Source organism: Pseudomonas saponiphila, from assembly GCF_900105185.1.
GTDB classification, from domain to species: Bacteria; Pseudomonadota; Gammaproteobacteria; order Pseudomonadales; family Pseudomonadaceae; genus Aquipseudomonas; species Aquipseudomonas saponiphila.
In genome coordinates, this window is the sequence record NZ_FNTJ01000002.1 from 1265424 (window position 1) to 1280326 (window position 14903).

12 protein-coding genes and 3 tRNA genes are annotated in these 14903 nt (G+C 58.1%); all 15 read left to right on the forward strand.

All coding sequences use genetic code 11. The features are described from left to right. Positions 1–171 precede the first annotated feature (171 nt). The 15 genes from ftsH (at position 172) to BLV47_RS27675 (ending at position 14814) form a co-directional block, all read left to right on the forward strand. Positions 172–2076, forward strand: coding sequence for an ATP-dependent zinc metalloprotease FtsH (gene ftsH / locus BLV47_RS27605; RefSeq protein ID WP_092319496.1), 1905 nt, complete (start codon positions 172–174; stop codon positions 2074–2076). Positions 2077–2084: 8 nt separating this feature from the next. Further along, positions 2085–2936 carry a dihydropteroate synthase gene (gene folP / locus BLV47_RS27610; RefSeq protein ID WP_092319498.1) on the forward strand — a complete coding sequence of 284 codons (852 nt, stop codon included), beginning with the start codon at positions 2085–2087 and terminating at the stop codon, positions 2934–2936. 16 nt (positions 2937–2952) lie between these two features. Beyond that, on the forward strand, positions 2953–4290 hold the full coding sequence (glmM, locus tag BLV47_RS27615) for a phosphoglucosamine mutase (protein ID WP_092319500.1): 1338 nt from the start codon (positions 2953–2955) through the stop codon (positions 4288–4290). A 66-nt stretch (positions 4291–4356) separates the two neighbouring features. Continuing rightward, positions 4357–5112: a triose-phosphate isomerase gene (gene tpiA / locus BLV47_RS27620; RefSeq protein ID WP_011059200.1), complete on the forward strand. Its 756-nt coding sequence runs from the start codon at positions 4357–4359 to the stop codon at positions 5110–5112. A 4-nt stretch (positions 5113–5116) separates the two neighbouring features. Then, on the forward strand, positions 5117–5500 hold the full coding sequence (gene secG / locus BLV47_RS27625) for a preprotein translocase subunit SecG (RefSeq protein ID WP_092319502.1): 384 nt from the start codon (positions 5117–5119) through the stop codon (positions 5498–5500). A 29-nt stretch (positions 5501–5529) separates the two neighbouring features. Next, positions 5530–5615, forward strand: a tRNA-Leu gene (locus tag BLV47_RS27630). Positions 5616–5711: 96 nt separating this feature from the next. Next, a tRNA-Met gene (locus BLV47_RS27635) sits at positions 5712–5788 on the forward strand. A 130-nt stretch (positions 5789–5918) separates the two neighbouring features. Beyond that, positions 5919–6377, forward strand: coding sequence for a ribosome maturation factor RimP (gene rimP / locus BLV47_RS27640; protein WP_041120545.1), 459 nt, complete (start codon positions 5919–5921; stop codon positions 6375–6377). 47 nt (positions 6378–6424) lie between these two features. Beyond that, on the forward strand, positions 6425–7906 hold the full coding sequence (gene nusA / locus BLV47_RS27645; protein ID WP_011059201.1) for a transcription termination factor NusA: 1482 nt from the start codon (positions 6425–6427) through the stop codon (positions 7904–7906). A 27-nt stretch (positions 7907–7933) separates the two neighbouring features. Further along, the gene (gene infB / locus BLV47_RS27650; protein ID WP_060837489.1) at positions 7934–10450 is read left to right on the forward strand and encodes a translation initiation factor IF-2; all 2517 of its coding nucleotides are present in this window, start codon (positions 7934–7936) and stop codon (positions 10448–10450) included. A 159-nt stretch (positions 10451–10609) separates the two neighbouring features. Further along, complete coding sequence (rbfA, locus tag BLV47_RS27655) at positions 10610–11011, forward strand: 30S ribosome-binding factor RbfA (RefSeq protein ID WP_011059203.1); 402 nt, start codon at positions 10610–10612, stop codon at positions 11009–11011. A gap of 3 nt (positions 11012–11014) precedes the next feature. Beyond that, positions 11015–11932, forward strand: a complete 918-nt coding sequence (gene truB / locus BLV47_RS27660; RefSeq protein ID WP_016967779.1) for a tRNA pseudouridine(55) synthase TruB — start codon at positions 11015–11017, stop codon at positions 11930–11932. A 115-nt stretch (positions 11933–12047) separates the two neighbouring features. Next, a complete protein-coding gene (rpsO, locus tag BLV47_RS27665) occupies positions 12048–12317 on the forward strand; it encodes a 30S ribosomal protein S15 (RefSeq protein WP_011059205.1) in 270 nt (89 codons plus the stop codon). 197 nt (positions 12318–12514) lie between these two features. Beyond that, positions 12515–14620 carry a polyribonucleotide nucleotidyltransferase gene (pnp, locus tag BLV47_RS27670; RefSeq protein WP_016967781.1) on the forward strand — a complete coding sequence of 702 codons (2106 nt, stop codon included), beginning with the start codon at positions 12515–12517 and terminating at the stop codon, positions 14618–14620. Between the two features lie 118 nt (positions 14621–14738). Then, positions 14739–14814: transfer RNA gene (locus BLV47_RS27675), tRNA-Thr, on the forward strand. Positions 14815–14903: the final 89 nt, after the last annotated feature.

The following is a 14903-nucleotide window of genomic DNA, read 5'->3' on the forward strand; positions in this document are numbered from 1 at the left end:
TCGTATTTCGCCCCGTCAGATTAAGCGCATATTGTGTAGTCTAAGTTTCACATAGGGTTACAGACAGCGCCTGCCAGAGCTGTAGGTAATGTAGTAAGTTAGGCCGGTGAATATCATGCGAAGCGCGCGCCAGTAGCGGAGCTTGCTTCAGAGGGTAGTTAATTGAACGACATGGCAAAGAATCTGATCCTGTGGTTGATCATCGCTGCCGTCCTGGTGACGGTGATGAACAACTTCTCCAGCCCTAACGAGCCGCAGACCCTCAACTATTCCGACTTCATCCAGCAAGTTAAGGATGGCAAGGTCGAGCGCGTAGCGGTTGATGGCTACGTGATTACCGGCAAGCGTAATGATGGTGACAGCTTCAAGACCATCCGTCCTGCAATCCAGGACAATGGTCTGATCGGCGATCTGGTGGATAACCACGTGGTAGTCGAGGGCAAGCAGCCAGAGCAACAAAGTATCTGGACTCAACTGCTGGTCGCCAGCTTCCCTATCCTGGTGATCATTGCAGTGTTCATGTTCTTCATGCGCCAGATGCAGGGTGGTGCTGGAGGCAAGGGCGGGCCGATGAGCTTCGGCAAGAGCAAGGCACGCCTGCTGTCCGAAGATCAGGTCAAGACCACTTTGGCTGACGTCGCTGGTTGCGACGAGGCGAAAGAAGAAGTGGGTGAGTTGGTTGAGTTCCTTCGCGACCCAGGCAAGTTCCAGCGTCTGGGTGGTCGTATTCCTCGCGGTGTGCTGATGGTGGGGCCGCCAGGTACCGGTAAGACTTTGCTGGCCAAGGCCATTGCTGGCGAGGCCAAGGTTCCGTTCTTCACTATTTCCGGTTCCGACTTCGTCGAGATGTTTGTTGGTGTGGGTGCTAGCCGCGTTCGCGATATGTTCGAACAGGCAAAGAAACATGCGCCTTGCATCATCTTTATCGACGAGATTGATGCGGTCGGTCGTCATCGTGGTGCTGGCATGGGCGGCGGTCATGATGAGCGTGAGCAGACTCTCAACCAATTGCTGGTTGAGATGGACGGCTTTGAAATGAACGATGGCATCATTGTGATCGCTGCTACCAACCGTCCTGATGTACTGGACCCGGCACTGCTGCGTCCAGGTCGTTTCGACCGGCAAGTGGTGGTTGGTCTGCCGGACATTCGTGGTCGCGAACAGATCCTCAAAGTGCATATGCGCAAAGTGCCAATGGGTGAAGATGTCGCACCCGCGGTGATCGCTCGTGGCACCCCGGGTTTCTCCGGTGCCGACTTGGCCAACCTGGTCAACGAAGCCTCGCTGTTTGCTGCACGTGCCGGCAAGCGCATCGTTGAAATGAAAGAGTTTGAACTGGCCAAGGACAAGATCATGATGGGCGCTGAGCGCAAATCCATGGTCATGTCCGAGAAAGAAAAGCAGAACACCGCTTATCACGAAGCAGGTCACGCCATTGTCGGTCGAGTCGTACCTGAGCATGATCCGGTCTACAAAGTCTCGATCATTCCTCGCGGCCGTGCGTTGGGTGTCACCATGTTCCTGCCGGAAGAAGACCGTTACAGCCTGTCCAAGCGGGCCCTGATCAGTCAGATCTGCTCGCTCTATGGTGGCCGTATCGCAGAAGAGATGACTCTTGGTTTTGACGGTGTAACCACCGGGGCATCCAACGACATCATGCGTGCGAGCCAGATCGCTCGGAACATGGTTACCAAATGGGGTCTATCCGAAAAGCTCGGTCCGTTGATGTACGCGGAAGAAGAGGGCGAAGTGTTCCTGGGGCGCAGTGCAGGCAGTCAGCACGCCAGCCTGTCCGCTGAAACGGCGAAACTGATCGACTCTGAAGTGCGCAGCATCATTGATCAGTGCTACGGCACTGCCAAGCAGATCCTGACCGACAACCGCGACAAGCTGGACGCCATGGCGGATGCCTTGATGAAGTACGAAACCATCGATGCTGACCAGATTGACGACATCATGGCCGGGCGCGCTCCACGTGAACCTCGTGATTGGGAGGGCGGTTCGGGCACTACTCCTCCAGTGGTGCAAAACGAACGTCCGGAAACACCCATCGGCGGTCCTGCTGCCGACCACTAAGGTTCTAAATGACTTCTGTCCCATCCTCTACCCGGTTGCCTTGCGGCAACCGGGTTCTTGATTTGGCCCGTGTGCATGTCATGGGCATTCTCAATGTAACCCCTGATTCCTTCTCCGATGGCGGTCGCTTCAGTCAGCTGGATGTCGCCTTGCGGCACGCCGAGGCCATGGTCCTGGCGGGTGCTACGCTCATCGATATTGGTGGCGAGTCGACGCGGCCGGGCGCCCGTGCGGTTTCGCCACTGGAAGAGTTGGAGCGTGTGGCACCGGTTGTGGAGCGAATTAATCGCGAGTTGGATGTGGTTATTTCCGTTGATACCTCGACGCCGGCGGTCATGCGTGAAACGGCTCGCCTGGGAGCAGGGTTGATCAATGATGTGCGCGCATTGCGCCGTGATGGTGCCCTGGATGCGGCGGCTGCTACTGGTTTGCCTGTATGCCTGATGCATATGCTCGGTGAGCCTGGCGATATGCAGGACAGCCCGCATTACCAGGACGTCACTCGGGAGGTGAGTGAGTTTTTGATTGAGCGGATGGCAGTGTGTGCGTCGGCGGGAATCGAGGCTGAGCGGATTGTCCTTGATCCGGGCTTTGGTTTTGCCAAGACCCTGCAGCACAACTTGAGTCTGTTCAAACATATGGAGGCCTTGCATGCCCTTGGGCGCCCCCTGCTGGTTGGGGTGTCGCGCAAGAGCATGATTGGTCAGTCCCTGAATCGACCTGTAGCCGAGCGATTACACGGCAGTCTGGCACTTGCAGCACTGGCGGTGACCAAGGGCGCGAAGATTATCCGCGTCCATGATGTTGCTGAAACGGTGGATGTGGTGCGAATGATTGCGGTAGTGGAATCCGCCGAATAAGAATGATGGAGTACTTATGACGAAGAAATACTTTGGCACCGACGGCATTCGTGGTCGTGTGGGCGAATACCCCATTACTCCAGACTTCATGCTCAAGCTCGGCTGGGCGGCAGGCATGGCTTTCCGCAGCATGGGTGCTTGCCGTGTACTGGTGGGCAAGGACACGCGTATCTCTGGCTATATGTTCGAGTCGGCCCTGGAGGCTGGATTGTCCGCCGCCGGCGCGGATGTGATGTTGTTGGGGCCGATGCCAACGCCGGCGATCGCTTATCTGACGCGCACCTTTCACGCCGAAGCGGGCATTGTCATCAGTGCTTCGCACAACCCTCACGATGACAACGGCATCAAATTCTTTTCGGGCGAAGGCACCAAGCTGCCCGATGAAGTGGAACTGATGATCGAAGAGTTGCTGGACGCTCCAATGACTGTTGTGGAGTCAAGCAAGCTCGGCAAAGTGTCGCGAATCAATGATGCCTCGGGGCGGTACATCGAGTTCTGCAAGAGCAGCGTGCCTTCCAGCACCAGCTTTGCTGGCTTGAAGATCGTGCTGGACTGCGCCCATGGTGCTACCTACAAGGTTGCGCCCAGCGTGTTCCGTGAGTTGGGTGCGCAAGTAACGGTGCTTAGCGCGCAACCTAACGGCTTGAACATCAACGAGAACTGCGGTTCGACTCACATGGCGCAATTGCAGGCTGCGGTTCTCGCTGAGCATGCGGATCTGGGTATCGCCTTCGACGGTGATGGTGACCGGGTGCTGATGGTCGATCAGACCGGTGCGATCGTTGATGGTGACGAGTTGTTGTTCATCATCGCTCGTGATCTGCATGAGCGTGACAAGTTGCAGGGCGGCGTGGTCGGTACTCTCATGAGTAACCTCGGTCTTGAGTTGGCGTTGGCGGATCTGGGTATTCCCTTTGTGCGAGCCAATGTTGGCGACCGTTATGTGATTGCTGAACTGCTTGAGCGTAACTGGTTGGTGGGTGGAGAGAATTCCGGCCATATCGTTTGCTTTCGTCACGCGACCACCGGTGATGCGATCATCGCCGCGCTGCAGGTGCTGATGGCGCTCAAGGCGCGTGGTGAAAGCCTGGCGCAATCACGACAAGGGCTGCGCAAATGCCCGCAAGTGCTGGTCAATGTCCGTTTTGGTGGCGGCGACAGTCCGGTTGAGCATCCTGCTGTGAAAGAGGCTTGCGAGCGCGTCACGAGCGCCATGGCGGGGCGTGGCCGGGTTTTGCTGCGCAAGTCCGGTACTGAGCCGTTGGTGCGTGTCATGGTCGAAGGTGACGATGAAGCGCAGGTTCGAGCCTACGCCGACGAGCTGGCAAAGCTTGTTGCTGAAGTTTCTGCCTGATTTCGGCTTGCCAGTGTTGTTTTGGTTGGGTAACATCTGCGCCCACTTTGACCGACGAGGTACAGCATGCGTCGCCCTATGGTAGCTGGTAACTGGAAGATGCACGGTACCCGCGCCAGCGTCGCTGAGCTGATCAATGGCCTTCGTCATCTGGCCTTGCCAAGCGGTGTTGATGTCGCGGTATTCCCGCCTTGCTTGTATATCAATCAAGTGATTGATGGCTTGAAAGGCAAGTCGATTCAGGTCGGCGCGCAGAACTCTGCGGTGGAATCCATGCAAGGTGCGTTGACAGGCGAAATCGCCCCGAGTCAATTAGTGGATGCAGGTTGCTCCCTGGTGCTGGTTGGGCACTCCGAGCGCCGCCTGATCATGGGCGAGCGTGACGCGACGCTCAATCGCAAGTTCGCAGCAGCGCAGGCCTGTGGTTTGAAGCCGGTTCTGTGTGTAGGGGAAACCCTTGAGCAGCGCGAGGCTGGTAAGACTCTGGAGGTTGTCGGGCGTCAGCTGGGCAGCATCATCGAAGAGTTGGGTGTTGGTGCTTTCGCCAATGCAGTTATCGCCTACGAGCCGGTCTGGGCCATTGGTACCGGGCTGACTGCAACACCGCAACAAGCGCAGGATGTGCACGCAGCCATTCGCGCGCAGTTGGCGGCAGAGAATTCTGAAGTGGCACGAGGAGTGCGGCTTCTATACGGCGGCAGCGTGAAGGCGGCCAATGCGGTCGAACTGTTCGGCATGCCGGATATCGATGGGGGGCTCATTGGTGGAGCGTCCCTGAATGCAGATGAGTTCGGTGCGATCTGTCGCGCCGCGGGAAACTGAAAAAATGCTGGAAACAGTCGTAGTCGTTTTTCATCTGCTGGGTGCCCTGGGCGTAGTTGCTCTGGTTTTGCTGCAGCAGGGTAAAGGTGCCGATGCTGGCGCGTCTTTCGGTGCAGGTGCTTCAAATACTGTGTTCGGAAGCCAAGGAACCTCTACCTTTCTTAGTAAGTTTACTGCTATACTTGCCGCCGGTTTCTTCATAACCAGCTTGGGGTTAGGTTACTTTGCTAAAGAGAAAGCTCATCAGCTGACTCAAGTAGGTTTGCCAGATCCAGCAGTACTTGAAGTACCAAAGCAAAAACCGGCTTCTGATGATGTCCCGGTGCTCCAAGAGCAAAAGTCGGCCAACAGTGCGACTGACGTACCTCCAGCTCCAGAGCAGAAGTAAGAAGAGTTTCACGCAGTAACGTAGTCTATGCCGAGGTGGTGGAATTGGTAGACACGCAACCTTGAGGTGGTTGTGCCCATAGGGTGTAGGGGTTCGAGTCCCCTTCTCGGTACCAATTGTCAGGAGAGCCCGCTGTTGCGGGCTTTCTTGTAGGTGGAAGGTTACATTGACCCAAAAAGGGATCGGTCGTATACTTCCGCCCCAGCTTTGTCGCGGGGTGGAGCAGTCTGGTAGCTCGTCGGGCTCATAACCCGAAGGTCGTCGGTTCAAATCCGGCCCCCGCAACCAGTTTTAGCGGAGCCCCTTTTCAGGGGCTTTTTGTTAGCTGGACACTTTACAACGCCGCTATTCAACGGCGTTTCCGGGATGGGCGCTTCGCCCATTTTTTATTTGCACAAGCATGCACGAGGGGGTTCAGGTGTCGAGCAAGCTAGAACAGTTGCAGGCCTTGTTGGCCCCGGTGGTCGTGGCCCTTGGCTATGAATGCTGGGGTATTGAGTTTTCGGCTCAGGGTCGCCACTCATTGTTGCGCGTTTATATCGATAAAGAAGGCGGCGTGTTGGTGGACGATTGCGCCATCGTCAGCCGTCAGATCAGTGGTGTTCTCGACGTGGAAGACCCGATCTCCGTTGAATACACCCTTGAAGTTTCCTCTCCTGGCATGGAACGCCCGCTGTTCACCCTTGAACAGTTTGCCAAGTATGTCGGTGAGCAAGTGAAGATCAAGCTGCGCTCGCCCTTCGAAGGTCGGCGTAATTTTCAGGGCCTTCTCCGCGGGGTGGAGGAGCAGGACGTCGTGGTGCAGGTAGATGATCACGAGTTTCTGTTGCCGATCGATATGATCGACAAGGCCAACATTATTCCCAGTTTTGACTGAGACGCGGATCCCGCGGATCCAATGGCTTGCGAAAGGCGAGGCGTACGATGAGCAAAGAAGTACTGCTGGTTGTTGAGTCGGTATCCAATGAAAAGGGTGTACCGGCAAGCGTGATTTTTGAAGCGCTGGAGCTGGCTCTGGCCACTGCTACCAAAAAGCGTTTTGAGGACGAAGTGGACCTGCGTGTGGAAATCAATCGCCACACTGGTTCCTACGAGACTTTCCGTCGCTGGACGGTGGTCGAAGAGGCCGATCTGGATGATCCTGCGGTCGAAACCTGGTTGAGCAAGGCTCGTGAAACCCATCCCGACGCCAAAGTCGGTGATGTGATCGAAGAGAAAATCGAATCCATCGAGTTCGGCCGCATCGCTGCCCAGACCGCCAAGCAGGTCATTGTGCAGAAGGTTCGCGAAGCCGAGCGCGCACAGGTAGTTGATGCCTATCGCGAGCGCCTGGGTGAAATCATCTCCGGCACCGTGAAAAAAGTGACACGTGACAACGTGATCGTCGACCTGGGCAACAACGCCGAAGCGTTGCTGGCCCGTGAAGACATCATCTCCCGTGAGACTTTCCGGGTTGGCGTGCGTCTGCGCGCGCTGCTCAAGGAAATCCGCACCGAGAACCGCGGCCCGCAGCTGATCCTGTCGCGTACCGCGCCGGAAATGCTGATCGAGCTGTTCCGTATCGAAGTGCCGGAAATTGCCGAAGGCCTGATCGAAGTAATGGCCGCCTCCCGTGATCCGGGTTCGCGGGCCAAGATCGCAGTCCGCTCCAAAGACAAGCGCATCGACCCGCAGGGCGCGTGCATTGGCATGCGCGGTTCGCGCGTCCAGGCCGTTTCCGGCGAGTTGGGCGGCGAGCGTGTGGACATCGTCCTGTGGGACGAGAACCCGGCGCAGTTCGTGATCAATGCCATGTCGCCGGCTGAGGTCGCGGCAATTATCGTTGACGAAGATGCCCATGCCATGGACATCGCCGTTGGCGCAGACAACCTGGCTCAGGCCATTGGTCGCGGTGGTCAGAACGTGCGTCTGGCCAGCCAATTGACTGGCTGGACCCTGAACGTGATGACCGAATCGGACATCCAGGCCAAGCAGCAAGCAGAAACCGGCGACATCCTGCGCAATTTCATCGACGAGTTGGAAGTCGATGAAGAACTGGCACAGGTTCTGGTTGATGAAGGCTTCACCAGCCTGGAAGAGATTGCCTACGTACCGCTGGAAGAAATGCTCAACATCGACGGCTTTGACGAAGACATCGTCAACGAGCTTCGCGCTCGGGCCAAGGATCGCTTGTTGACTAAAGCCATCGCTACTGAGGAAAAGCTGGCAGACGCCCATCCGGCCGAAGACCTGCTCTCGCTTGAGGGTATGGACAAGGATTTGGCGATGGAACTGGCGGTGCGCGGCGTAATTACCCGCGAAGACCTGGCCGAGCAGTCTATTGACGACCTGCTCGACATCGACGGCATTGACGATGATCGTGCCGGCAAGTTGATCATGGCCGCCCGAGCCCACTGGTTCGAGTAATTAGGCGCGGCCTGAGGAGAGAAGTGCATGACGCAAGTCACGGTGAAACAACTGGCCGATGAGGTCAAAACACCGGTAGAGCGCCTGCTGCAGCAGATGCGTGAGGCAGGTCTGCCGCACACCGCCGCCGAGGAACATGTGAGCGACAGTGAGAAGCAATCGTTGCTGACTCATCTGAAAAGCAGCCACAAGGCGAAGGTGGAAGAACCACGCAAGATCACTTTGCAGCGCAAGACCACCAGCACCCTGCGTGTGGCTGGCAGCAAGAGCATCAGCGTTGAAGTGCGCAAGAAGAAAGTCTTCGTGCAGCGCAGCCCGGAAGAAATCGAAGCCGAGCGTCAACGCGAACTGGAAGAACGTCGTGCAGTAGAAAATGCTGCTCGTCAAAAGGCTGAAGAAGAAGCCAAGCGTCGCGCCGAAGAAGAAGCGCGTCGCCAGCCTGCTCCGGTTGCCGAGCCTGTTGCTGCGCAAGCCGCTGCAGCCCCAGCACCTGCGCCTGTGGTCGAAACTGTGCAAGAAGCACCGGTGGCCGCTCCGGCACCCGTGGCCGAGCGCAAGAAAGACGAGCAGCGCCGTCCGGACAAGTCCCGCAACGACGACAACCGTCGCAGCGGCGATGGCGAGCGCAAAAACGCTCCTCATCGTGCTTCGGTCAAGGAAAAGGCCCCGGCACCGCGTGTTGCTCCACGTACCACCGACGAAGAAAGCGATGGCTTCCGTCGTGGTGGTCGCGGCAAGGCCAAGCTGAAGAAACGCAATGCTCACGGTTTCCAGAGCCCGACCGGGCCAGTGGTACGTGACGTGCAGATCGGCGAGACCATCACCGTGGGCGAGTTGGCCCAGCAGATGTCGGTCAAGGCCGCCGAAGTCATCAAGTTCATGTTCAAGCTGGGTACTCCAGCCACCATCAACCAGGTTCTGGACCAGGAAACTGCCCAGCTGGTTGCTGAAGAACTGGGCCACAAAGTGACCCTGGTCAGCGATACCGCCCTGGAAGATTCCCTGGCCGAGTCCCTGAAATTCGAAGGTGAAGCGGTTGCCCGTGCGCCGGTCGTGACCGTAATGGGCCACGTTGACCACGGTAAGACCTCGTTGCTGGACTACATCCGTCGCGCCAAAGTGGCCGCGGGCGAAGCCGGTGGCATTACCCAGCACATCGGTGCCTACCACGTAGAAACCGAGCGCGGCATGGTCACCTTCCTCGACACCCCTGGTCACGCCGCGTTTACCGCCATGCGTGCCCGTGGTGCCAAGGCCACCGACATCGTGATCCTGGTGGTTGCAGCGGACGACGGCGTGATGCCGCAGACCGTTGAAGCTGTTCAGCACGCACAAGCTGCCGGCGTTCCGCTGGTGGTGGCGGTGAACAAGATCGACAAGCCGGGCGCCGATCTGGACCGTATCCGCAGTGAACTCTCGGTTCACGGCGTGACCTCGGAAGATTGGGGTGGTGATACGCCGTTCGTACCGGTCTCCGCGAAAATGGGTACCGGCGTCGACGACCTGCTGGAAGCAGTTCTGCTGCAAGCCGAAGTACTGGAACTCAAGGCGACTCCTTCGGCTCCTGGCCGTGGTGTCGTGGTTGAATCCCGTCTCGACAAGGGCCGTGGCCCGGTAGCCACCGTGCTGGTTCAGGACGGTACGCTGCGTCAAGGCGACATGGTGCTGGTCGGCTCGAACTACGGCCGCGTGCGCGCCATGCTCGACGAGAACGGCAAGCCAATCAAGGAAGCCGGTCCTTCCATTCCGGTCGAGATCCTCGGCCTGGACGGTACCCCGGATGCTGGCGACGAGATGAGCGTAGTGGCCGACGAGAAGAAAGCCCGTGAAGTGGCTCTGTTCCGTCAAGGCAAGTTCCGCGAGGTCAAACTGGCCCGTGCTCACGCCGGCAAGCTGGAAAACATCTTCGAAAGCATGGGCCAGGAAGAGAAGAAGACGCTCAACATCGTCCTCAAATCCGACGTCCGTGGTTCGCTGGAAGCTCTGCAAGGCGCTCTGAACGGCCTGGGCAACGACGAAGTGCAAGTGCGCGTAGTGGGCGGCGGCGTCGGTGGTATCACCGAGAGCGATGCCAACCTGGCACTGGCCTCCAACGCTGTACTGTTCGGCTTCAACGTGCGTGCCGATGCCGGTGCTCGGAAGATCGTCGAGCAGGAAGGTCTGGATATGCGTTACTACAACGTGATCTACGACATCATCGAAGACGTCAAGAAAGCCCTGACCGGTATGTTGGGCAGCGACGTTCGGGAGAACATCCTGGGTGTTGCCGAAGTTCGCGACGTGTTCCGCTCGCCGAAGTTTGGTGCGATCGCCGGTTGCATGGTCATCGAAGGTGTCGTGCACCGTAACCGTCCAATCCGCGTACTGCGTGAAGACATCGTTATCTTCGAAGGCGAGCTGGAATCCCTGCGCCGCTTCAAGGATGACGCGTCCGAAGTGCGTGCCGGCATGGAATGCGGTATCGGCGTGAAGAGCTACAACGACGTCAAAGTCGGCGACAAGATCGAAGTCTTCGAGAAGGTCCAGGTTGCTCGCAGCCTCTAACTCGCGCACTTCAAGAGCCCTGGTGGCCCGCCGCATGCAAGTGCGCGGCGCTTCCAGCGGCCTCTAAACGCAACGCCCGGTCTGGCTCCTGCCAGGCCGGGCGTTTGCCGCTTTCAGACCACACGGGTTTCACCGTGAGGCAGTAACAGGTAACAAGACATGGCAAAAGAATACAGCCGTACCCAACGCATCGGTGATCAGATGCAGCGCGAACTGGCGCAATTGATCCGTCGCGAAGTCAAGGATCCACGCGTCGGCCTGGTGACTATCACCGCCGTGGAAGTCAGCCGTGATGTCGGTCACGCGAAGATTTTCATCACCGTGATGGGCCAGGAAAACGCCGAACAAATTGCCCAGAGCATCAAGGTGCTGAACTCGGCGGCAGGCTTCCTGCGCATGCAACTGGCCAAGGAAATGAAGCTGCGCAGCGTGCCGCAACTGCACTTCCATTACGACGAAAGCGTGGCCCGCGGGGCACACCTGTCGGCCCTGATCGAGCGTGCCGTGGCTGAAGACAGCCAGCATGGCGACGCGCCTGCCCCTGAAGACGCCAAGGAGTAAGCGGTGGCTCAGGTCAAGCGTATCCGTCGTAACGTCAGCGGCATCATCCTTCTGGACAAGCCCCTGGGTTTCACCTCCAACGCGGCGCTGCAGAAAGTCCGCTGGCTGCTCAATGCCGAGAAAGCCGGTCATACCGGCAGCCTCGACCCCCTGGCCACCGGTGTTTTGCCGCTGTGCTTTGGCGAGGCCACCAAGTTCTCGCAATACCTGCTCGATTCCGACAAGGGTTACGAAACCCTGATGCAATTGGGCAAGACCACCACCACGGCGGACGCTGAAGGCGAAGTTTTGCAGACCCGTGAAGTGACCGTTGGTCGTGCCGATATCGAAGCGGTATTGCCGGAATTTCGCGGCGAAATCAAACAGATACCGCCGATGTACTCAGCCTTGAAGCGTGATGGCCAGCCACTCTACAAACTGGCTCGTGCAGGGGAAGTGGTGGAGCGTGAACCGCGTTCTGTTACTATTGCGCGCTTGGAATTACTCGCCTTCGAAGGCGACACTGCGCGCCTGGCGGTGGACTGCAGCAAAGGCACCTATATCCGCACCCTGGTGGAAGATATCGGTGAAAAACTTGGCTGCGGTGCTTACGTTGCAGAACTGCGACGGACCCAGGCTGGACCTTTCAGCCTGGCCCAGACGGTCACCCTGGAAGAGCTTGAAGCAGTGCACGCCGAGGGCGGCAATGAAGCGGTAGATCGCTTCCTGATGCCATCGGACAGCGGCCTGCTGGATTGGCCGCTGCTGCAGTTCTCGGAGCACAGCGCATTCTACTGGCTCAATGGCCAGCCGGTACGTGCCCCGGATGCACCGAAGTTCGGCATGGTGCGGGTACAGGATCACAACGGTCGCTTCATCGGTATCGGTGAAGTGAGCGAAGACGGGCGCATCGCGCCGCGTCGACTGATTCGGTCAGAATGACCGGACGAGGGTGGCTGTTAACAGGCACGGTCACTACTCATTTATAGATACAGGGATTTGTCCCTGGCCTGTTGAAACTGTTCTTGAACAGTTTCCTGATATAAGGATTGCCCACATGGCACTCAGCGTTGAAGAAAAAGCTCAGATCGTAACCGACTACCAGCAAGCTGTTGGTGACACTGGTTCGCCAGAAGTGCAAGTTGCACTGCTGACCGCCAACATCAACAAACTGCAAGGTCACTTCAAAGCCAACGGTAAAGACCACCACTCCCGTCGTGGCCTGATCCGCATGGTAAACCAGCGTCGTAAGCTGCTGGACTACCTGAAAGGCAAGGACCTGAGCCGTTACAGCACCCTGATCGGTCGTCTGGGTCTGCGTCGCTAATCAGCGATTGCGCTATGAGGTTGGTTGTTTGCCATGCGTCAGCGGTTTTTCCGCCGGCGTATGGCAGGCTCCCAGCCTCAAGTTTTATCTGCTGCACCGTTTTACCTGGACAATAAAGGCTGGGCCGATTCCCCGCATTGCCCAAGAATTTCGCAAGAAGCAAGTTTCCCCAAGAGCCACAAAGAAGGTAGGACACCGTGAACCCGGTAATCAAAAAATTCCAGTTCGGTCAGTCGACCGTAACCCTCGAGACTGGCCGTATCGCCCGTCAAGCTTCCGGCGCAGTACTGGTCACCGTTGACGACGACGTCAGCGTATTGGTGACCGTGGTGGGCGCCAAGCAAGCGGATCCAGGCAAGGGCTTCTTCCCTCTGTCCGTGCACTACCAGGAAAAGACTTACGCTGCCGGTAAGATCCCTGGCGGTTTCTTCAAGCGCGAAGGCCGTCCTTCCGAGAAAGAAACCCTGACCTCGCGTCTGATCGACCGTCCGATCCGCCCTCTGTTCCCAGAAGGCTTCATGAACGAAGTGCAGGTTGTCTGCACCGTGGTTTCCACCAGCAAGAAGACCGATCCGGACATCGCTGCGATGATCGGTACCTCGGCTGCCCTGGCAATCTCCGGCATTCCTTTCGACGGCCCGATCGGCGCCGCTCGCGTGGCTTTCCACGAAAGCACCGGCTACCTGCTGAACCCGACCTACGAGCAACTGGCTGCTTCGAGCCTGGACATGGTCGTGGCCGGTACTGAAGAAGCCGTGCTGATGGTTGAATCGGAAGCCAAAGAGCTGACCGAAGACCAGATGCTGGGCGCGGTACTGTTCGCCCACGACGAATTCCAGTCGGTGATCAAGGCTGTCAAAGAGCTGGCCGCCGAAGCTGCCAAACCTACCTGGGACTGGGCTGCAGCCCCAGAAGCCACCGAACTGCTGGGCGCTATCCGTGCCGAGTTCGGCGAAGCCATCTCCCAGGCATACACCATCACCGTCAAGGCCGATCGTTACGCACGTCTGGGCGAGCTGAAGGACCAAGTGGTCGCCAAGCTGTCCGGTGAAGAAGGCCAGCCTTCGGCTGCCGAAGTCAAAGCCGCTTTCGGCGAGATCGAATACCGCACCGTTCGCGAAAACATCGTCAACGGCAAGCCGCGTATCGACGGTCGTGACACCCGCACCGTGCGTCCTTTGAACATCGAAGTTGGCGTACTTCCGAAGACTCACGGTTCGGCCCTGTTCACCCGTGGCGAAACCCAGGCCCTGGTGGTTGCGACCCTGGGTACTGCCCGTGACGCACAGCTGCTGGACACCTTGGAAGGCGAGAAAAAAGACCCCTTCATGCTGCACTACAACTTCCCTCCGTTCTCGGTGGGCGAGTGTGGTCGCATGGGCGGCGCGGGTCGTCGTGAAATCGGTCACGGCCGCCTGGCCCGTCGTTCGGTACAGGCCATGCTGCCAGCCGCCGACGTGTTCCCTTACACCATCCGCGTAGTCTCGGAAATCACCGAATCCAACGGTTCCAGCTCCATGGCTTCCGTGTGCGGCGCTTCCCTGGCACTGATGGACGCCGGTGTACCGATGAAGGCACCGGTTGCCGGTATCGCCATGGGCCTGGTTAAAGAAGGCGAGAAGTTCGCCGTCCTGACCGACATCCTGGGTGACGAAGACCACCTGGGCGACATGGACTTCAAGGTAGCCGGTACCGCCAAAGGCGTCACCGCGCTGCAGATGGACATCAAGATCAAGGGCATCACCGAAGAAATCATGGAGATCGCCCTGGGCCAGGCCCTGGAAGCTCGCCTGAACATCCTCGGCCAGATGAACCAGATCATCGGTCAGTCCCGTAGCGAACTGTCGGCCAACGCACCGACCATGATCGCGATGAAGATCGACACCGACAAGATCCGTGACGTCATCGGTAAAGGCGGCGCCACCATTCGCGCGATCTGCGAAGAAACCAAGGCTTCGATCGACATCGAAGACGACGGTTCGATCAAGATCTTCGGCGAAACCAAGGAAGCTGCAGAAGCCGCGCGTCAGCGCGTTCTGGGCATCACCGCGGAAGCCGAGATCGGCAAGATCTACCTCGGCAAGGTTGAGCGCATCGTCGACTTCGGCGCTTTCGTCAACATCCTGCCGGGCAAGGACGGTCTGGTGCACATCTCCATGCTGAGCGACGCTCGCGTTGAGAAAGTCACCGACATCCTGAAAGAAGGTCAGGAAGTGGAAGTGCTGGTACTGGACGTGGACAACCGCGGCCGTATCAAACTGTCCATCAAAGACGTGGCAGCGGCCAAGGCATCGGGCGTTTAATCGTCCCTTAGCTTCACGCTGAACAAGCAAACGCCCCGACTGGTTCGGGGCGTTTTGCTATCTGCGGTAAGGCTTCTTGGTTGCTGGTCCAGGGTACGGGTGCTAGTTTTTAGCCCACGCCGGTGTAGCTCAGTCGGTAGAGCAGCGCACTCGTAACGCGAAGGTCGCAGGTTCGATTCCTGTCTCCGGCACCAGTCAATAGATTCATGCAGTGCCAAGCAGTCGCATGAAACCCCTTATAATCCAGCCTAGTGCGGGCGTCTTGCTTCATGCAGTGCCATCC